The following is a 19212-nucleotide window of genomic DNA, read 5'->3' as shown; positions in this document are numbered from 1 at the left end:
TGAAGAAATTCTAGTTAAACGTTGCAATGTTTTAAATGAAATGACTAAAGAAATTAGAGATTTAACGAATTACTATTGGTTATCTGATATTTAATTTAAACCTGGTTTTCTAAACAGGATTTCGTATTACTTATTAGCCCGAAGAGCTTGGTAAAAGGATGAGGGATGAAGGATGCCCTAAAGGATACCGCTTCCCTAAAGGACTCGCTTCGCGTCGCGCGACCATCGGTGAGTCCTTTAGGGCATAAAGGATGAAAAGTAGTCCCAAATAAATTATGGTTTCTATTTGGAATTACTATACATACCCAGTTTATCGATGAAACGGTTAAACCTTGTAGAGACATATCATGATACATCTCTACACTGGATATTTATTGGGGGCTGGGAGCAAGACAATTATGCAAGAACAAATGAACTTTTAAAATCACCATAACCAGTAAAGATCGAATTATGTTTGGGCACAAAAAATCCACAAAATGACACCAGAATCAAAAAAAGAACTAGCAGAACATTTCGATCGGATCGCTAAAATACTCTATAAACAAATCCTCTGAAGATGGCACATAAACGTTGGTCAATATTCTGTTTTCTTAATCTACTAACCAGAATTATTTAGATGATTACTTTAACAGATAATGAAATTCATGAGCTTTAAAGGAAACATAGAGTTATTGACAAAACTCTTCTAAGAACATCATTATTTATTACTTAATACTTTAAATCAGCAACGCTAAAATAATTATTGGTACTGTTACTAATTGCTAAATCTATCTCTTTGTTTTTCTAATGTTTCTTGTAGTTTTTCCCTTTGTTTACTTAGTTCTTTTGCTTTTTTTTGCCGAAGTTTTTTTTCTTCTTTGATACGTTTTAAATTTCTTTTTCTTTGATCTTTTCTTATTTTATCAAGTATTTTTTCCCTTTGTTCCTTGCTCTTTTCTTGTTGTTCTGCAAGTTGTTCTTCTAGCTCTATTTGTCTGGGATCTTTTTGATTCTGAAATTTTTGGAAAGCAGACACAGTTTTATAATTAGATTCAATTTCTATGTCTTCAATATTAGTAAACACACTGGCATTTGTTGATGGTAATACCGATCCGACCCTAGTAGATAAATCTTCGTAAGAATTATTGTTCAGAACTGCTCTAATGTTGCCACCATAGAGATTTTGAATAGCTGAAGACGAACCACCGCTATTATTTGCTCCTGATTCTGTACTTTCATAAAGTACAGCAGATATGGTGGATGCATATCTACCAGGCAGGATATTGCCATCAGCACTATCACTCAAAGGTTGAAAACCTACAAGCTGGGGTTCGTAGTTACGAATTGATTCTTGAGAGATTAAAAATTCTTCTGGTATTGAGTTATCAACTACTCTAGGAACACCAGTGGAAGGGTTGGCTGTGACATCAATTTCAAAATCGTATAATCCTCTGTAAATATCTTCATAAGCTACTTGAGGTAATACAATAACGTTGGGGTTCGCAAACGAGTTACTTCCAACGCTGTTAAATTGTATATTCCTTAAAGAATTAGTTACATACTCTAACAAGCTTTGATCTTCTGATTCTGTGCCAGTTTGTACTTGAATATTGTAAGTAGAACCTAAGAATAAATCTGTTATATTTTCTGTGGAAGATGAATCCTGTGGTGCTTGGGTAGAAGAGAGATTAAACTCAGAAGATGTTTGAAGTGGTGATTGGTTACTGTAATCAGAATCAAAATTGCTAGGAATTAGGGATAAACCACCATTATTAGGCGTTTCATCGTTTAATTTTGTTAGTTCGTAGCGATCGCTAAATTTCAGCGATACTGCCGAACTAGAACGGCTATCTAATACGGAGAGAGGTAGATAGATTACTATCCCTAAGCCCATTCTGATTAATAAACGATTCATAAGTACTTTTTTTTGATTTTTATTCTATTACTTCATTAATTATTCTTTCTATTGTTTTAGGCTAACATGTTGTTTCAAATAGTTCAAAAAATGTAAACTGCGCTTAAAAAATTTTTAAAGTTTTGATTACCTAAGTAGTCCTGCAAATCCAATTACGTGGTGGAGACAGCTTAATAGGTAAGATCGAGTGTGGATAATTACTTTAAATAAAGTGTTTCCTTAAGTCCTTATTTCCTTATTTTCCTATTTCCCCATCATCTACAACAAATAAGCTGTTTGACCAAACCTGATATCATTGGCAAACAAAATGTGTAACTAATTTTACCTAAGTACTTAATTGTTGTTTAACTATTGAGGCAATTTTTTCGGCTGCTCCGTGTTTTCCTCTAACAGAAATTAAGTGATTACTCATACATTGTAATTTTTCAGGATGATTCAAATAATTATTAATCATGATTGCTATATCTTGAGGGTTCAATTGACCGATTAATTCAGGCACAATTTCTTGTTTTGCCCAAATATTAGGCCAAGCAAAGAGGCGTTTTTGTCTAATTACAAGGGTATTGATTAATTTAGCGAAGCTAGTCCCCAAAAATGGTAAATTAGCTAGAATTCCAGGAATTCCATCCCAAGAACGCATCGCATCTAATTGTTGAGTGGGTAACAAGACAATCATCGGAATCCCTAATGAACCTAATTCCGCCGTATTTGCTCCTACAGTTGTCACGCATAGCTGACAAGATAACAGATGTTGATAAGCGGGAAATTGAGTAATTAAAGCAATTTTTGTACCTTGTGGGGTGATAATATAGGGGTCTTCTTCAGGATTGCTAGCTTTCATCAGTTTGCCCGTAACTCCTCCTAATTGCGAGATTAAAGAGTTATTTTCTGGTTGGGCATAGCTGGCTAAACTATTAATATTTATGGTCGGTGCAACAGGAATCATAAATTGTAATTCAGGCTTGAGATGCTGTAATTTTTCTGCGATCGCCAGACACAAAGGAATTCCTTGCATTAGTTTGGCTGGTTTCGATCCAGGGAGTAAACCAATCACCTGACGCGAGTTTTCGGCAATCGTAATTGAATGAGATTTCGCTGGGGAATTAGTTTCAACTTCTAAAACGATATCTGCAATCAAATCTCCCACCACAGTAAACTTATGGTGATATCTGGAGGGTACTTTTTGCAATACGTTAGAATTCATCACGGCGAAAGCATCCAAATAGCGATACCAACGAGCATCCCATTCTCCATAGACTAAAGTCTGATAGCCTAAGCGTTTACCCACGACTAGAGTATAAAACTGATCTCCTCCTAGAAAGATGACAATTCCCTGTTTACGCCAATGCCAAAGATCGGCAGTTTTACCCCATAGTAAAAAAGGAAGAAAATTTTGCGCCGATTGTACTCTATCGATTTCAGAGTAACTAATGGCGATCGCTGCTTCCTTTCCTGTACTATGGGGACAAGGAGACAAAATTACAGATATTCTTACTTGAGAGGTATCTGTATCCAATTTTTGACGCAAAGCTTTAACTACGGGACGTACCCAGGTAACAATCTCTCCTGGCCCATTAGTTAGTATGACAATATCTAGAGGAGACATGATGAAATAAAGGCACTATCGATAGTAGTTGACCCGATACAGTTAATCTTAACTTGTCTCGAATGCTCATTAACTTTAATACCTTATCTTCGTTCCTCATTCTTTCAAAGTGTTTAGTAACCAGTGAAAACTTACTCACTAATTGGAAAATCACCTGGCACAGAATCGTGAAGGGGCTGAGTTTCCTGCATCTGTTCCATTAATTCTTCATCAATTTTTAGCAAATCCCCATTAAGATACTGTTCTGAATTAGTTAAAAAGTCGATTTCCTTGGAAAAATCTTCCCTTCCTGCTTTAAAGAATCTGTCAGCAGCAGTAGGAGTAAATACACCATTAAGAGTAGAGTTAAAATTTGCGACTCTAGGAGTATTGTTTTGTGCTTGAGCAGTTGCGATCGCTCCTACTAAAATAATTACAGTAGCAATTACTAAAGATTCTACTAAATTAGTAACCGAATGTAGAGTATTGGTTTTCATTTTGCTTTTTCCCAAAATTAGATAACTTCCCTACTTCTATTATAGATGGTTAATTTTTGAACATCCTGACCCAGAACAAATGGAAAATGCTGATGTACAAGGGGACGAAGATGGTACGGGACTAACCACCAACCACTAAACACAAGCATCCTCACAATTTCCTCAAATAATTCCCCTAACTTGAAAACCGAGAATTCTCATTAAAAAGTAGAGGCACAGAAAAGAGGGAAACAGATGGTAGACTTATCTACAACTTATTTAGGATTAGAGTTGCGATCGCCTTTGGTAGTTGGTGCTGCTGCTCCTTTGACTGAAGATATTGATAATATTAAACGCATGGAAGATGCTGGTGCATCGGCGGTTGTTTTACACTCTTTTTTTGAAGAACAGCTTTTAGAAGAACGTTACGCTCTTTATCATCATCTTACCCACGGTACAGAGAGCTATCCAGAAGCTATTTCCTACTTTCCCGAATCAGAAATTTTTCATGTGGGTTCAGAAGCCTATCTCAATCACATTTTTCGCACTAAAAGGATAGTGGACATTCCGATTATTGCCAGCCTCAACAGTTCCACTATTAGTGGTTGGGGTGATTACGCCCGCCAAGTAGAACAAGCTGGTGCTGATGGATTGGAACTCAATATCTATGATGTTCCTACAGATCTGGAACTAACAGGAGAACAAGTAGAACAAGCATATATTGATATTATTCACAGTGTTACTTCAGCAGTTAATCTTCCTGTGGCGGTTAAACTAAGTCCTTTCTTTAGCAATATGGCAAATATGGCGAAACGCATTAGTGATGTAGGAGCAGATGGCTTGGTACTATTCAATCGTTTTTATCAACCAGATATCGATCTCGAAACTTTAACCATAGAACCCAATTTACTCCTGAGTACTTTTCGAGAAATGCGCCTTCCGATGCGCTGGATTGCCATTTTGTATGGAACTCTTCCTGTGGATTTTGCTGCTACCAGTGGTATTCGTACTGCCGATGATGTCATCAAAATGATGATGGTAGGGGCTAATGTCACCATGTTAGTTAGTGTGCTGTTAAGTCATGGCATTGAGAAGCTTCAGGACATCGAAAGGGACATCATTGAATGGTTAGAAACTAAAGAATACGATTCAATCGCTCAATTACAGGGCAGTATGAGTCAAAAGAATTGCCCCGATCCTAGTGTTTTTGAAAGGGTGCAATATCTCAAAGCGATCCAAAGTTTTCCCTCATTAATCAGTGAAGACAATTTGCAAATCGCCCCTGCTAAACAATCGTAAATTCAAGCATGATGAATAAAAGAATCGGAATTTTGACTAGTGGCGGTGATTGTCCAGGCTTAAATGCCATTATTCGTGCCGTAGTTAAATGTGCCTGTCAAAAAGGATGGGAAGTATACGGAATTCCCTACGGTACAGATGGTTTTCTCAAACTAGAACAGGGACAATGCTGTTCGGAAGATTTAAAGTTACAAGAGCATGGTTACGATTTACCAGGAATACTTCATGGAATAGATATTTTACAATTTCTGAGTGGTAGTATTTTAGGCTCTTTGAGTAGAGGTAATCCTAGCGATCCTGCGATCGCAAAAATGATTATTCAAGGCTATCAAAATTTACAACTCGATGCCCTGATTGCCGTAGGAGGAGATGGCAGCCTAGATATTATCTATGATTTGGCAGAACAAGGACAGTGGAATTTAGTGGCAATTCCCAAAACCATCGATAACGACGTACCTTTTACCGAAAGATCCATCGGATTTCGCACTGCGGTGGATACAGTGACATCTGCCCTCTACGATCTTACCTTTACTGCTGCCAGTCACGATCGCACCATAGTAGTTGAAGTAATGGGACGTAATGCAGGTCATTTAGCACTCCATGCGGGAATTGCTGGCGGTGCTGATATCATTTTAATTCCCGAACTTACTCCCCAAATAGATAGCGAATTAATTACTAATATTTGTCTTCGGATTGCCCAGTTGCGCTTGTCAGGACGTAAATTTGCTCTCATAGTCATTGCTGAAGGTGTCAAAAATCAAGCAGGAGCTAAAGAAAAATATATTGGTGACTATTTAGCCCAAAACATCAACGAAATGAGCCATAAACTTTGTCTCTCTGACAAACCAGAATTTTATGACTTAGATAAACTCGAAACCCGTTCGACAGTTTTGGGTCACATCCAGCGCAGTGGTACACCTTCATCTTATGACCGTCTCTTGGCTGCTACCTTTGCGAAAAAAGCTATAGATTTAATTGCTGAAGAAAAATACAATCAGCTTGTGGTCTGGCAAAGTGGCACAGTACAAAGCCAATCCTTAGATAAAGTTATCCCCCATATCAAACAGTGTCATCAACTCGGTGTTTGTCCGAGTCCCGTTAACAAAGATGGTTTTTTAGTTCAAACAGCGAGATCGCTCGGTATTTATCTTGGTAATCAGGAGTCAGAAGTCAGGAGTCAGAAGTCAGGAGTCAGAAGTCAGGAGTCATAAAGTAGTAAGTCAAAAGTCAAAAGTTTTAACAACTAACCACCCGTACGAACATGACCTGGAACATCTCTACTCACCAACAAAATCATGCTAGCAAAATCAAAATATCCTCCACCCTCTCGTAAAATCCAGAAAATTGCTCATACTTTTAGTTGGTATGGCTGGCTAAGTTTGTGGGTACAGTTAGGATTAGCGTTTGCTTCCATACTTATTTTGCTGTTCGCTGCATCAGGAAGAAAATTTAGCCCAGATGCTAGTGCAGGAATTGGTATCGGTATCTTTTGGTCTATTTGCAGTTTTTTAGCGTTGTGGGTGACTATCTTTTTTGCCTTTCGCTACACTCACATTGCTAAAGGTTTACTGCGAGAACCAGATGTTCATTTTTCTCCACGGAAAGCAGAGACGGTTCAACTGCTGCGTTTTGGGGTAATTTTCGGGTTTATTGGCATATTGCTGGGGCTTTTTGGTGCGGGTTCGAGTTTAGGAGTATTAATAGCTAAAACCGTATCTCAACCTCCAGGGATGGCAATTACTAATCCCAATCGTATTGTTAGGGCTTTGGATGTGTTTGTTGTGGTAGCTAATTTTAATTTGATTACTGCTCACTTTGTTGGTGCTGCTAGCTCGATGTGGTTGCTAGAAAAATTACATCTACATCATCATTGAGAAAACTCCTTGCATAAGCCGAGAAAACCTTTGTTGAGTAAAGTGGCCCTATAAGGACTCCTAAAGGATACCGCTCCGCATATCGCTATCGCGTCGCAGTAGTAAGTAGCAAGTCAGCACCAATGCCAGGTTGATTATGCATCGCGAATCAAAATAAGTTGAATTAATAAATATTAGTAAATACTTAGATAATTATCAATATTATATTTTGTTTGGGTAGTTAATAGCTACTCCAAAATAAACTAAATTATATCTTCTAAAAATATACAAAACAAAGTTTTTGATGGTTAATTATTCTCAATAAGAAAAAGCTAATAACCATAAGTATGATTTCTAACATAGTGTAATATTTGCTTTGCAACCTTTTATATTACAGAAATATTTAACTGAGGTTGTCTTGAATTGTAAAATACTACATTAAATAAGAAATAAGAGGCTTAAGTAATTGTTTTTACTGAGTAACAGTAGCAAGTACTTGTGCTTGTTATCAAATAATGACATTTTTATTATGTAAAGATACTGTAAATACGTAGTATAAATACTTGTATTTTTAGTAAAGAAGCTTTAGTATTTTTGTGTAGATTAAGTTGTTCATTCAAAAAATGTTTGTGACACTAATTTTAGTGTTTTTTTTGGTTGCTTAAAAAAATAGATAAGCCCCAAAATATTACTAAATTTGATGTTAATCTCCCACAAAATTTTGTATTTTTTTTGACAATAATGAACAACTAATCTTGTAAGCAAAATAACTGGCAATAATAGTTTTTTGTATTTTTTTTAACAATTTATAGAGAGGATAATTGATGAGTGAACCTCAATTTGTTCACAAGTTAGCTCCTGTCGGAGTTGCTGTTTTTGGAGCGATCGCAGTTATCGCTGGCATAGGAATTACTGCTGCACCTGCTCAGGCTGGAAGTCTTCAGTGGGCTGATGGAGCTTCATCCTTCTTCGATGAAGTAAATCCTGTTGCTGGTGACACTTTTTCCGTTACATTTAGCCCTGACAACCTAACATTTGTTGGTACTGCTAACGGGGAGTTTGTACCTCCATTTCCTGCTGCGCCCCCTCCTTTCGTGCAGAGTGTAGACTCCGCTTTGGGAAACTTTGAATTTGTAAGCTCTCTTCCACTAGTAGATGATGTCGTCCAAGAATTTAAGTATGAACTCACCAATGACTTGGTATTTGACTTCAACAACGAAGTAGTGGTGACATATGCAGCAGGCTCTTTATTTCAGGGTGAATTCGATGTACCTCTTGGTGGTGGTCCTATAGAGGGTGTCGAATTTGAAGCAATAGAACTGGCAGGAGTGACTGTTGTAACACCAGGACAAACATATAATTTAGGAGAGCCTGATTTTCCTGTTACTGGGTCAGCATTCGTCTTTGAAGATATTCCTGATGGGGCTGCTGGATATTCAGGCTCAGTCTCAGTTACTGTAACGGAAATCTCCGAACCTCCACCAGGTACCCTAGCGGAAATTCCCGAACCTACAACTATCCTCGGTTTATTCGCCGTCTGCGGTTTAGGCTTGGGTTTGAAGTGTAAGAAACAAGTTTCATAGTTACCAGTGTGAGCTAGACACTGATAACTATATGGTTTGATGGTAAGTGCCGAAAGTTAAGCAAGGTAATTAAGACTTAGCTTTCAGCTTTTATTATTTTAGCATTCGGCAATAGTGCGATCGCCTAAATAAAACCCAGATTCTAAATTTGAGTTTGAATAGCAGTAATGGCTACCGTATTAATAATGTCATCAACAGTACAACCACGACTCAGATCGTTGACGGGTTTATTCAAACCTTGAACAATAGGACCAATAGCCAGTGCGCCTGTTTCTCTTTGGACGGCTTTATAGGTGTTGTTTCCTGTATTTAAGTCAGGAAAAATCAGAACCGAAGCTTGTCCTGCAACTTGGGAATCGGGCATTTTCTGCGAGCCTACGGTTAAATCTACCGCAGCATCATACTGAATTGGCCCTTCAATTTTGAGATCGGGTCGTCGTTTTCTGGCGATCGCAGTTGCCGTTCTAACTTTTTCTACTTCTTCTCCTTTGCCTGAAGTACCAGAAGAGTAAGATAAGAGTGCTACTTTGGGTTCAATACCAAAAGCTGTAGCTGTATCAGCCGAAGAAAGAGCGATTTCTGCCAACTGTTCTGCATTAGGATTGGGATTAATTGCACAATCACCATAGACAAGTACTCGATCTTCCAAACACATAAAAAAGACAGAAGAAACCAGAGCATAACTTGGTTTAGTTTTAATCAACTGCAAAGCTGGTCTAAGGGTATGCTGAGTGGTATGAATTGCACCCGATACCATGCCATCTGCGTCTCCTGCATAGACCATCATCGTCCCAAAGTAAGAGAGATCTAGTAAATATTCGCGAGCCATATCTGGAGTTGCACCTTTGTGCTTTCTTAATTGATAAAATCGCTCAGCATAAGACTCGACTTTATCCGATCCAGCAGGATCGATAATTTGTAGCTGGCTGATGTCTAAAGCAATGCCATTTTGCTTAATAATTTGCTCAATTTTTGCTGGATTGCCTAGAAGAGTCAAGTCTACAATATTTCGATTTAAGAGAAAGGCTGCTGCTTGGAGAATCCTGATCTCTTCCCCTTCTGGAAGCACGATATGTCGTTTTTGAGACTTGGCTTGCTGCAATAAATTGTAGGTAAACATCTTGGGGGTAATCCCCTTGACTTTAATAGTGTTAATTTGTTCTTCTAATTGGCTCAAATTAACATAATCGTCGAATAGATGGATGCCCAAAGTTATTTTTTTGCGATCGCTATAAACCAAGGAAGTATTAACCTGCTTAATTAACTCGGAGGTTTCGTAAGTATTGTTGGGGACGCAGAGAATGGGGATCGGATCGTAAAGACCATCAATCAGCTTTCTAATGGATGGTTCTGGTTGCAAGTCACCTGAGAGCAAAATACCCGATAAATGGGGATAGTTGACTGATTGATGAGCCTGTAGCAGCCCCACAACCAGATCGTTGCGATCGCCTGGAGTAATGACTAAACTATTTTCTTTCAGTCTGCTAATCACGTGTTCTAACCGCATCGCAGCAATGACGTAATCGACCACCAAGTTATTGAGGCGTTTATCTCCATAAAGAACTTCTGCATTAAGCTGTTGGGCAATTTCTCCGACTCTAGGACTACTTAGTTTTGGTTCGTAGGGAATAACAGCTAGTAAATGATTGCTACTGTTCCATTGATTGGCTAAGGCAATTGGTAGTTGTGCTAATAGTTCTGGATTAGCTTTATTAAACACTATGCCAATAACCTGACATTCTTTGGCTAGATAAGATTTCAGAGATATTTTAACAGGTGCGATCGCTTCTTGAACACTTCGGCGATCGGCATTCCCTACAATAAGAATAGGACAGCCTAAATTTTTGACAATTTCCGTATTTAAATTAAATTCAAAAGCGGATACTTGTCCTAGATAATCAGACCCCTCACACAAGATAAAGTCATAGTTCTGTTCTAAATTCTTATACTTGAGAATAATTTTGTCTAAAACTTCATCGTAGTTGCTGCTACTGATTAATTCTTCAACTTCCTCAACGTATAAGCCAAAAGCTGACTCGTAAGTTTGATTTAGAGCAAAATAATTCAGAATTAAATTGATATCTTCATCTTGCTTACCGAAAGGTTGTTTTCTGATTACTGGTCGAAAAAAAGCTACTTTATTAGTTTTCCTGAGAATTAGTTCGATAATCCCCAGAGAAACAAGAGCTTTTCCACTCCCTGTTTCAGTAGTACTGATGTAGAGAGAAGCTGTCATAATAAGTCAGAAGTAAAAAGCTATATAAAGTATAAAAAAAAAGCCACACATAGGTTTTGTCAGGCAAGAGGCAGAAGAAATTATTGTTTGTTCATTTACTTATCTGTAGCAAACATTTAAGCATTTCAGATTAGAGGTTGCGGTGCAGTGAATAATTATTATTCACCTTCACAATTGTAGATGTATTTTCTTATACTAATTAGCAAAAGCAAAACCTCTCATCGATCAGTGTGCATGGGCGTTGTTAGGCTGCTGGCATTTCTACAGAGGGCGTTGCCAAGATTCACTGTACTGCTGATATCCAACTCGCTTAAAAGTAGAAATCATCGGAATATTGTTCGCGTCTGTATCACAGAACACTCTCCAAACCCCTACATCTTGTAGTACTCTCGTTCCTTTTAAGAGCAAATCGGCTGCAAAGCCCTGTCCACGATATTCTGGCAAAACTCCAATGTAGTAAATAGTTGCTTCTTCCAAACCATCTTTAGCACAACCTGGATAGATTCAAACCCAACGACTCTATCATCGCTACTAAACCCAATCTGCCACCATTCATCTTGATACAAGAATCCATCTTTCGACTCAGACAAAAACTGCTCAGCAGCTTGGCGAGAACCACGTTCCACGACTTGTTTTCGATCGCTTGCATCAATTGAGGACTCCATAACCTGAGCAACTGCCGAAAGTAATACTTCATAGCTCAGTGTTCTAGCAGCTTTGAACTTTAATCGAGAAGGAATTTCAATCGACGGTTTTGGCTCTTCCCAAACAAAAGGCACTTTCAAGTAAGTTTGCTGACTCATAAAATCACTGTAATCTTGATATCTCACAAGGGTGCAGCTTAGCACAACTTCGCAATCCAACAGATAACTTTTTAGCCACGCCCTCATTCATAAATCATAAAACTCTTTGTTATTCAAAATTTGAGGAGATATTGAAGCATTCAATTAAATTATTAATTCATTATTTGAAGTTTGAGGATGCGCCTATTCCGCACTGATTCATCCATTGATTCAGCAACGCCAGGATAATTTATTCTACTAATGCTCTTATTGAAGGGCGACGAGAACCAATTTGCATCCATTGATAAGAAACGATATTCAATAGTATGCCAATGAACAGTAAAAATACCATTAAAACAATTTGATACCAAGCAATAGGAGTAACTAATAAATCTGCGATCGCATGAAGTAGGTTCAAGACTGTATAAACTATAGTCAATCCAAAATGAAACGTTCGATAGCGTTTAAATTCGTAAAATGCCGTAGCGACAATTGCCAGCATTGGTAACATAAAAAAGAGCAGCATTCCCCATAAAATTGGGGTTATCTCTGCTATGATTGCTATTTCTTGATGATGGTGTCCCATCATAGCTACATCAATACCATGAAATAAAGGCATTAACGCTAATTGAGTGTGAAACAATGTTCCCAAAAGAAACACTGTCCACAAGACGATTATCTTTTCTCGATGGTTTATAGTGTTGATTTTTGTCATTTTAAAATCTCCAACAGTTGAGAAATCAGGAGCAAAGACCTCTTCTCTTATTTCACGTCTCTAACAACTAACTCATAGGCAAGGCACAGCAAAAGCCCCTATCCACCAACAACTAACGACTAACGACTAACGACTGTCTTTTGAGTTTCTTGAACTACCAAAATAGAACAAGGTGCGTGATGAATTACATAATTGCTAACACTACCTAAAAGTATCTCTGATATATTTCTATGACCCCTACGACCCATAATAATCACATCGGCATCCCATTCCTTAGCGCGATCGCCAATTCCTAAATTACAGCTACCTACGTAACATTCAAATTTACAGGAAATCTTATTGGCGATCGCTTTTTGAGCATAATTTTCGAGCCAGCTTTTACTTTGTTCGATTTCTTGTTGCAAGCTTTGGCGACTCCAATCATAGGGATTACCAGATGCATCAATATCGTATAGAGTTGCAGCACCGACCCACGGCGAGACATCTTGCATTTGCCAATCGATAAAATGAACCAGTAGCATTTGACTTGTTTCTGGTTGAGCGATAGATAAGGCAAAATCGAAAACTGCTGCTGCTTGGAATGAGCGATCTAAAGCGACGAGGATTTTTTGGAACATAGGTAATCAGTAATCAGTTATCAGTAATCAGTTATCAGTAATCAGTTACCAGTGAACAATTAGCAATTAGCAATTAGCAATCAACCACCGTACGCCCCTCATATATCGCGTCTCTACCCACTAACTACTAATTCAGGTTTTGGTTGACGAATTGATTCTCCTGTTAACATTTCCACTACGTCCATACCATTACTGATTACTCCTGGGACGCTAGGATAGCCAGCAGTTGCGCCAACTAAGAACAAATTAGGCAACTCTGTTTTATAGCCCAGACGATTTAAACCGATTTGTTGGGGAATCAATTTAGCACCGTAGGCATTTCCTTGGGGTTGTCCGAGATAGTATTCGCTGGTGGTCGGTGTACCAAAGATTTTCAGGCGAATGTATTTGTCTATGTCGGGGATGAGATCGCAAACGCTGGTCATTACCTGCTGATATACGGCTCTTTTTTGAGCTTTGTAAGCTTTAGCGTCTGTTTCGTGGAGCTCTTTAAAAGGTTTATAGGGGCAGATAGTGGCAATTTCTAGAACATGATGACCTTGCGGTGCCATACCTGGTTCGCGAGATTTTAAGGTAGGACAGGAGAGAAATATCCAAGGATGTTTTAGATTACCCGCAAGCTGTTGTTGATATGCCCGATTGAGATCGGCGTTAGGATAGTACCAGATATTCCAATTGCCAATGCCGTAGGATTCGGGTTGAAATTCAAAGTTTAAACCAAGGTAAACATTAAAAGCACTAGCGGAGTATTCATAATTAGTAAGACGATTGTATTCTTGTCGCCTCAAAGCCAGAGAATTGTGCATTAAGTTGACTGTGAGTTTGGGATCGAGGTCACTAATGTATGCTATGTCAGCTTGATAAGTTTCTCTCCCTGCGGTGATATTTTTTACCCGATGGTTTTCTACTTCGATATGCTTAACAGGAGTAGAAAATTTAACTACGCCACCGCCTTCAGTAATGAAAGAGACAATAGTATCAACTAAGTGTTTAAAGTGATGTTGGGGATAATACGCGCCTTCTGAGTAAGCCCAAACCAGTGATGTATGGCTAATCAGGGCAATTTCTGATGGTGGTAAAGCATAGTCACCACTTTGACCAGCTAATAATGCCTGTAGTTTTGGCGATAGTCCAACGCGATCGTAGAGGTCTTGTAGCGTCCAATTACGTTTGGTAAATACATTCCAGTATTTGGGTAATGATAGCCAATCAGATAAACTTAAATCAAACCAATGCATTTCTTGATTTAACTGGCTTAGTTCTTGAGCTAATTGCTTTATTTCATCGCAGTAAAGATTAATTCCCCTTGCTTCTTCGGGAAAAGTTGCTCTTAAGCGATCGCGCAATTTTTCCCAATTTAGAGGAATCCGAAAATCAACTTCTGGGGTAATCACTCTGTCAATACAATCTGGATCGAGGGAGTTAAAGGGAACATCGCGATCTATATAATCCAGAAATTGTTGTACTCCTTTTCCCTGACCACATTCATAAATATAGTGAACATCAGCACAAAAACTATAATCCCCATAATCAAAAGTATGACAACAACCCCCAGGAAGATAGTGTTGCTCTAAGACAGCTACTTGGTATCCCTGGCGAGTTAAACAAGCTGCTGCGGATAATCCACCTAAACCAGCACCTAAAATTACATAATCAAAGTTTTTCATTTCCCTTCTCCTGACTAATATGTAAGGGCTAATGGGGATACGCCCCGCCCCTACGAACAATCATCATTTCTAATGCTGCCATCAGGCATAATTGTGCGACAGAATTTAGCACCCCTCAGATCGGCGCGATCGAGATTAGCATTAGTCAAATTAGCTCCCCGCAAATTAGCCCACACTAGATGAGCGCGCTCGAGATTAGCATTGCGTAAATTAGCCCCGTTTAAGTTGGCATGATTGAGATTAGCTTTAGCTAAATTAGCATCTTCTAAATTGGCTTCGATTAAACTAGCGCGAGATAGCTGCGCCCCGTGTAAATTTACGCTATAAAGAATTGCTTTGTTGAAAAAAGAGCGTTCTAGATGAGCATTACTCAAAATAGCTCGACAAAGATAAGCTTGGCTAAAATTGATATCTGCTAACCGAACTTTGTGCAAATCGGCTTTTGATAAATCTATTTGTGAAAAATCTCTTTTACCTGATTCATAAGCTGCTTTTAGCTGCTCTACTTTTATGGGATCCGACTTCTGTAAAGTTTGTTCTCCCAAAATTATCGTATGTATCATTGGCTTTTTTTCCTCCCTTTGAATTACTGGAAAATTAGTTAATATTTGTTTGGTGGGGTCTGTTCTTAGTCAGAATAAGCGATCGCCTACGTGCCTTGCAGAGCAAGATCGCCTTTCAACAAAAAATTAATGATTTTTAATCCAAAATAAAGATGCAAAAAAATATGAGTATCTTGTGAGGATTTGAATTAATTATTAGTTATTTGTCTTGATATAAGTTAAAGTTTCTCCTGCCTTTTCGCGATCGATAATATTTAAAGCAAAACCCCCGTGAAAGCTTACGCGATCGCCTATTTTAACTTCAAGAACATAAGTAAGAACGACCTTTTTGATGATTCCTCCAAAGCGGATTATACTCATTTTTAAGATTAGCTCTTTATCATTAAAATAAATAACTTTGCCAGGTATAGCTAAACCTATATAAAATCCTTCATGATAGCTAATAACTAATAAATAACTAATTTTTATTAATTGATTGTTTTGATATTTAGCTATCGATAAAAAAAATTAATCTTCTTGCCATTCGTCTTTACACAAAAGATCGCAAATATGATCTTTAAATGTATAATCATTTCTTTCTAACTCACATTCAACACAAACCCATTCTCTTGGTGGAATAAATTCACATAAAACACAAATTGATTGATGACGGTCGATAACTCCTCTATCAACTAGATGACGAACTTCATTTTTAAGTTCGTCAATAGAATAATCACTAGTTACTGCCATGAGAAATTCCCCTCTTTTATGAATACTAAAGTAATTTTGCAGAGGTCGATAATTTACCTTGAACTTATAAGATAAAACAAAAGCTTGAAGAACTTGTGAGGATCGAGTTACTTATTATCTTTAATCATAAAATTATTTGGAAAATAAAATATCAGTAAAATTGTCATGTTTACGTAATATTATAATGCCTACATCAAATGGTAGTTTAGAGTACTTGACCTTTATAAAAATGCCTGATATTGTGCGTTGATAACACGCCGTTTTATTTTGCTAGAGTCGATGCTGCTGGCTGTATCTTAGCAGCAGGGGATGTTAACTGTGATAGTCCTCGTCGCAGTGGCAAACGTTTTAAATCTCAAGCGACAAACTTTGGATTTATAGACTTACAGTTTGATACAGCTCAAGAACCGACAGAAAATAATTCATATCGGGTTTTTCAGCGATTTACTAATTCTACTTCTTAGCTTGTAGAAGACTTGGAACTTATTATTGGCTTTGATGTTGGCGACGATTTTGCCAGTTACTTTAACTGACATCTTGCACCAGTACATAAAAACTCAATAATTAGAGATTAGTAATCAATTTAGTACCCTTTTCCCTTTAAGCTTTACCCCTTTCCCTAATAAGACAGATAGATTACAGGCTAGGTGCAAGATCTGAGTTTAACAGTTCAGCACTAGATGACTAGATGACGATCTGGACTTTTTTTCCCTACTGAAGCAAACCCACGTAATTCTCAACTTGCTGCTCTTTATTTCCTGCGAGACTTTTTAGCCCTGCTGATGAACCAGTTGGTAGTGATGTGGGCTATTTTGACGATGAAAGTTCTGGATTTAATCTGACTGCTCAAGAAGACTTGATTGCTAGTTGGGGTCTTAGCTCAATTTACCGCCGTCAGAAAAAATAAGTACTCATCGCCAATTGGATTTAGTGTTGAGATACTTAGATTTAGAAGTGATGAATAAATGTTAAAACACAAATTGTTCGACATACAAAAGTCAAAGGAACAGCCAGTCCCTTTGACGCAGAATTATTCGACTACTGGGAAAAACGCAATAGCAAACTGGATAGAATTCGATGGGCAAAAGGCAGTAAATACGACCAAGTAGCCAAAAATCAAAATTATAAATGTCCAAATTGCGGTCAATCCCTTCTCAATGAAGTTAATTAAATCTGGAAACCCATCAGATAATACCTGTGAAAGACTTTGGCTCAGATGAATCTGAGAATTTAATCCACTTGCACGAAGCCGATAGTAAACAGGAACACATCATATCCAAGTTTAAAGCTTGAAGTATGGCTTGAGCCGTGTGATCTGGGAGGAGCGAGTCGTAAGACTCAAGCTTTACTCGATCGACTAAAGCGCAAAGCGACTTGCCAAAGAAATCCTATTCCATTATCAAGCCTTCATTGGCTAATGTATCTATAACCAAATCTGCCATTAGGCTATGTACTTTAGTAGTCACATGAGCACTATCCCAGAAGAAATATTCGTCTGCATTTCCTACAGAAGGTTCTTCCGCCATGCCAAACCCTTTGCCGTGATAAATATCGCCACCACTAAAATTATCAGTGACATTAGTAAAGCCAAATTCATTCGGATTGTCCATAATGTCATCAACGAACTCATTCAGATCTACTTCGATTATATTGACATCAGGATTAGCTCTTTCCGTTCTTTTTACTAGACGTGAGAGACTTCTGTTGTGCATATTGGTCAAGCTTTTTAAGTGTCCTTGATTTTGTCTTCCTAAACTGTCACCTAAAGGAGTTTCATTCAAGTCTGGTAAGTTAAACAAGACAATATTTTTTCCTCCTGCATCAATAATCTCGTCGATTGCATCTTTGATATTGGTATCGACAACTTCGATAACTTTCTCTCTTTTTCCTACCCAGTTTTTTGGAAAGTTGGTTTCGACTTTTCTTGTATTAGGATCATCTTGACCTATAAGACTATAGTAATCATTGGCACCAATCGAAATAGAGAAGAGATCGTCGTCGAAGGTTTCTTGAGAACTTTGATTGTTTGCTAAATCTTCAAAAGCATCAATTTGCTCCTCTAAACCGAAACGTTGTAGCTCTGGGGGAAGATGCCAATTGCTAAAATGACTACGGTCAGAATTTGCACCTCCAATGGCAAAATTCAAACTATCGTTAATTCCAGTATTTTCAGTAAAAGGATCGATAGTTATATCCAGTTCATCAGCAAAATGATCTACCCAAATATCGCCGTTAGAAAAACGTTTTGATCCATTAAAGTCAGCATCGCTAGGATGTCCACCACCAGTAAGATTATACAAATTACCTGTATCGGAAATACTATCGCCGAAAACATACAATTGATCGAAGTTAGATAACATTGACAACACCTCTGTTGAATTAAAAATTTGGACTGATAATAATAGTGAGATCGATTATTAGACTGCACAGAATTAAATTGCTGTCTAACAGTTGCAACCAAGTATATTCACTGCATAAATTACAATTAGAATATCAACTAAACACTTTAAAAGATTTAATTTTATCTAATTGTTTTACAGCTATTACCTATATTTTTAGAACATGAAATCTAGATAAAATTGTTGTTTTACTCAAAATTAATCTCAGAAAATTAAGTAATTATTACTTTACAAAAACTTAAATTTTTTTTTGCCATAAGAATCAAAATAATCAATAAATAATCAGTAAACCTTAAATAAAGCATAGATTATGCTCTTTATTTCGATGGTTTTACTAAATGCACAATCGATTTTAGGCAATTTTCAAAACTTTTACTTTTTGAACTAAATGCTTATTCAGCAATATCAAAATTAATCTCTGTCATGGCTTTTCTCCTTCTTTAATTCAGGTTCATTGATTTTTTACCCTTACAGTTTTCAACTTTACTGTTTATTTGGAAAATCATGTAGATTGAAAGTATGTTTTTCATAAAAACTTCGCAATAAATCTGAGTTTTATAAAGCTCAAATAAACTACTTAGTATGTCAGTAAAATAAATATTGTGTTTGCGGGTAATTTTTCGTAAGGAAATACACTGAATACTTAATGCTTATTTACCAAAAGAATTTTAGATGAAGGATAAAAAGCAGCAATTCTCATTTTGAAAAAGAATAGAGAAAAATTTAGCAGAAAAAAAGGAAATGGAGAATCAAGTTAGCGTAAATATTACGCTAACAATGACGGCCAAACGAAAAATCTTGATTAATGGCACAG

At 37.4% G+C, this 19212-nt stretch carries 18 protein-coding genes and 1 pseudogene; 6 read left to right on the top strand and 13 right to left on the bottom strand.

Going from position 1 to position 19212, the window contains the following annotated elements; all coding sequences use genetic code 11:
• Positions 1-754: 754 nt before the first annotated feature.
• The 3 genes from H1P_RS19170 to H1P_RS19160 form a co-directional block, all read right to left on the bottom strand.
• Positions 755-1894, bottom strand: a complete 1140-nt coding sequence (locus H1P_RS19170; protein ID WP_144870324.1) for a hypothetical protein — start codon at positions 1892-1894, stop codon at positions 755-757.
• 325 nt (positions 1895-2219) lie between these two features.
• The gene (locus tag H1P_RS19165; protein WP_144870322.1) at positions 2220-3500 is read right to left on the bottom strand and encodes a glycosyltransferase family protein; all 1281 of its coding nucleotides are present in this window, start codon (positions 3498-3500) and stop codon (positions 2220-2222) included.
• 131 nt (positions 3501-3631) lie between these two features.
• On the bottom strand, positions 3632-3976 hold the full coding sequence (locus H1P_RS19160) for a hypothetical protein (protein ID WP_144870320.1): 345 nt from the start codon (positions 3974-3976) through the stop codon (positions 3632-3634).
• Positions 3977-4210: 234 nt separating this feature from the next.
• On the opposite strand from H1P_RS19160, the gene H1P_RS19155 reads away from it, so the two are divergent.
• The 4 genes from H1P_RS19155 to H1P_RS19140 all read left to right on the top strand — a co-directional run bounded on the left by H1P_RS19155 (position 4211) and on the right by H1P_RS19140 (position 8690).
• Complete coding sequence (locus tag H1P_RS19155; protein ID WP_144870318.1) at positions 4211-5254, top strand: dihydroorotate dehydrogenase-like protein; 1044 nt, start codon at positions 4211-4213, stop codon at positions 5252-5254.
• A gap of 11 nt (positions 5255-5265) precedes the next feature.
• Complete coding sequence (locus tag H1P_RS19150; RefSeq protein ID WP_144870328.1) at positions 5266-6465, top strand: ATP-dependent 6-phosphofructokinase; 1200 nt, start codon at positions 5266-5268, stop codon at positions 6463-6465.
• A gap of 84 nt (positions 6466-6549) precedes the next feature.
• Positions 6550-7128: a DUF3611 family protein gene (locus tag H1P_RS19145; protein ID WP_144870316.1), complete on the top strand. Its 579-nt coding sequence runs from the start codon at positions 6550-6552 to the stop codon at positions 7126-7128.
• A gap of 803 nt (positions 7129-7931) precedes the next feature.
• On the top strand, positions 7932-8690 hold the full coding sequence (locus tag H1P_RS19140) for a PEP-CTERM sorting domain-containing protein (RefSeq protein WP_144870313.1): 759 nt from the start codon (positions 7932-7934) through the stop codon (positions 8688-8690).
• A 142-nt stretch (positions 8691-8832) separates the two neighbouring features.
• Here H1P_RS19140 and pta read toward each other — a convergent pair whose 3' ends face one another.
• The 3 genes from pta to H1P_RS19130 all read right to left on the bottom strand — a co-directional run bounded on the left by pta (position 8833) and on the right by H1P_RS19130 (position 11729).
• Positions 8833-10926 (bottom strand): phosphate acetyltransferase, encoded by a 2094-nt coding sequence (gene pta / locus H1P_RS19135; RefSeq protein ID WP_144870311.1) that lies wholly within the window; start codon positions 10924-10926, stop codon positions 8833-8835.
• A 261-nt stretch (positions 10927-11187) separates the two neighbouring features.
• The gene (locus H1P_RS39425) at positions 11188-11370 is read right to left on the bottom strand and encodes a GNAT family N-acetyltransferase (RefSeq protein WP_222427123.1); all 183 of its coding nucleotides are present in this window, start codon (positions 11368-11370) and stop codon (positions 11188-11190) included.
• A complete protein-coding gene (locus H1P_RS19130) occupies positions 11325-11729 on the bottom strand; it encodes a hypothetical protein (RefSeq protein WP_222427122.1) in 405 nt (134 codons plus the stop codon). The genes H1P_RS39425 and H1P_RS19130 overlap by 46 nt, the downstream gene beginning before the upstream one ends.
• Before the next feature lie 89 nt (positions 11730-11818).
• On the opposite strand from H1P_RS19130, the pseudogene H1P_RS38350 reads away from it, so the two are divergent.
• A pseudogene (locus H1P_RS38350) lies at positions 11819-11926 on the top strand (IS1 family transposase); the annotation flags it as partial.
• A gap of 32 nt (positions 11927-11958) precedes the next feature.
• On the opposite strand, the gene H1P_RS19120 reads toward H1P_RS38350, so the two are convergent.
• The 6 genes from H1P_RS19120 to H1P_RS19095 form a co-directional block, all read right to left on the bottom strand.
• Positions 11959-12423, bottom strand: a complete 465-nt coding sequence (locus H1P_RS19120; protein WP_144870309.1) for a hypothetical protein — start codon at positions 12421-12423, stop codon at positions 11959-11961.
• A gap of 119 nt (positions 12424-12542) precedes the next feature.
• Positions 12543-13040 (bottom strand): universal stress protein, encoded by a 498-nt coding sequence (locus H1P_RS19115; RefSeq protein ID WP_144870307.1) that lies wholly within the window; start codon positions 13038-13040, stop codon positions 12543-12545.
• 113 nt (positions 13041-13153) lie between these two features.
• On the bottom strand, positions 13154-14707 hold the full coding sequence (locus tag H1P_RS19110; RefSeq protein WP_144870305.1) for a phytoene desaturase family protein: 1554 nt from the start codon (positions 14705-14707) through the stop codon (positions 13154-13156).
• A gap of 50 nt (positions 14708-14757) precedes the next feature.
• The gene (locus tag H1P_RS19105; protein WP_144870303.1) at positions 14758-15270 is read right to left on the bottom strand and encodes a pentapeptide repeat-containing protein; all 513 of its coding nucleotides are present in this window, start codon (positions 15268-15270) and stop codon (positions 14758-14760) included.
• A 195-nt stretch (positions 15271-15465) separates the two neighbouring features.
• Positions 15466-15678 carry a HypC/HybG/HupF family hydrogenase formation chaperone gene (locus H1P_RS38345; protein ID WP_281291194.1) on the bottom strand — a complete coding sequence of 71 codons (213 nt, stop codon included), beginning with the start codon at positions 15676-15678 and terminating at the stop codon, positions 15466-15468.
• 99 nt (positions 15679-15777) lie between these two features.
• A complete protein-coding gene (locus tag H1P_RS19095; protein WP_144870294.1) occupies positions 15778-15999 on the bottom strand; it encodes a DUF4327 family protein in 222 nt (73 codons plus the stop codon).
• 239 nt (positions 16000-16238) lie between these two features.
• Between H1P_RS19095 and H1P_RS19090 the strand changes: the two genes are divergently transcribed.
• Entirely contained in the window at positions 16239-16463 is a 225-nt protein-coding gene (locus H1P_RS19090) for a choice-of-anchor F family protein (protein ID WP_186376042.1), read from the top strand.
• A 924-nt stretch (positions 16464-17387) separates the two neighbouring features.
• Here H1P_RS19090 and H1P_RS19080 read toward each other — a convergent pair.
• Complete coding sequence (locus H1P_RS19080) at positions 17388-18359, bottom strand: SGNH/GDSL hydrolase family protein (RefSeq protein ID WP_144870290.1); 972 nt, start codon at positions 18357-18359, stop codon at positions 17388-17390.
• Positions 18360-19212 lie beyond the last annotated feature (853 nt).

The sequence above is a fragment of the Hyella patelloides LEGE 07179 genome (assembly GCF_900659865.1).
GTDB lineage: Bacteria > Cyanobacteriota > Cyanobacteriia > Cyanobacteriales > Xenococcaceae > Hyella > Hyella patelloides.
This window is presented reverse-complemented; position numbering and strand designations above follow the sequence as displayed.

Bases quoted from the DNA above. Each gene is read 5' to 3' on its own strand.
- H1P_RS19080 (WP_144870290.1), bottom strand. From the start codon at position 18,359: ATGTTATCTAACTTCGATCAATTGTATGTTTTCGGCGATAGTATTTCC.
- H1P_RS19110 (WP_144870305.1), bottom strand. From the start codon at position 14,707: ATGAAAAACTTTGATTATGTAATTTTAGGTGCTGGTTTAGGTGGATTA.
- H1P_RS19095 (WP_144870294.1), bottom strand. From the start codon at position 15,999: ATGGCAGTAACTAGTGATTATTCTATTGACGAACTTAAAAATGAAGTT.
- H1P_RS19160 (WP_144870320.1), bottom strand. From the start codon at position 3,976: ATGAAAACCAATACTCTACATTCGGTTACTAATTTAGTAGAATCTTTA.
- H1P_RS19130 (WP_222427122.1), bottom strand. From the start codon at position 11,729: ATGAGTCAGCAAACTTACTTGAAAGTGCCTTTTGTTTGGGAAGAGCCA.
- H1P_RS19105 (WP_144870303.1), bottom strand. From the start codon at position 15,270: ATGATACATACGATAATTTTGGGAGAACAAACTTTACAGAAGTCGGAT.
- H1P_RS19165 (WP_144870322.1), bottom strand. From the start codon at position 3,500: ATGTCTCCTCTAGATATTGTCATACTAACTAATGGGCCAGGAGAGATT.
- H1P_RS19120 (WP_144870309.1), bottom strand. From the start codon at position 12,423: ATGACAAAAATCAACACTATAAACCATCGAGAAAAGATAATCGTCTTG.
- H1P_RS19140 (WP_144870313.1), top strand. From the start codon at position 7,932: ATGAGTGAACCTCAATTTGTTCACAAGTTAGCTCCTGTCGGAGTTGCT.
- H1P_RS19115 (WP_144870307.1), bottom strand. From the start codon at position 13,040: ATGTTCCAAAAAATCCTCGTCGCTTTAGATCGCTCATTCCAAGCAGCA.
- H1P_RS19155 (WP_144870318.1), top strand. From the start codon at position 4,211: ATGGTAGACTTATCTACAACTTATTTAGGATTAGAGTTGCGATCGCCT.
- pta (WP_144870311.1), bottom strand. From the start codon at position 10,926: ATGACAGCTTCTCTCTACATCAGTACTACTGAAACAGGGAGTGGAAAA.
- H1P_RS19145 (WP_144870316.1), top strand. From the start codon at position 6,550: ATGCTAGCAAAATCAAAATATCCTCCACCCTCTCGTAAAATCCAGAAA.
- H1P_RS19150 (WP_144870328.1), top strand. From the start codon at position 5,266: ATGAATAAAAGAATCGGAATTTTGACTAGTGGCGGTGATTGTCCAGGC.
- H1P_RS19170 (WP_144870324.1), bottom strand. From the start codon at position 1,894: ATGAATCGTTTATTAATCAGAATGGGCTTAGGGATAGTAATCTATCTA.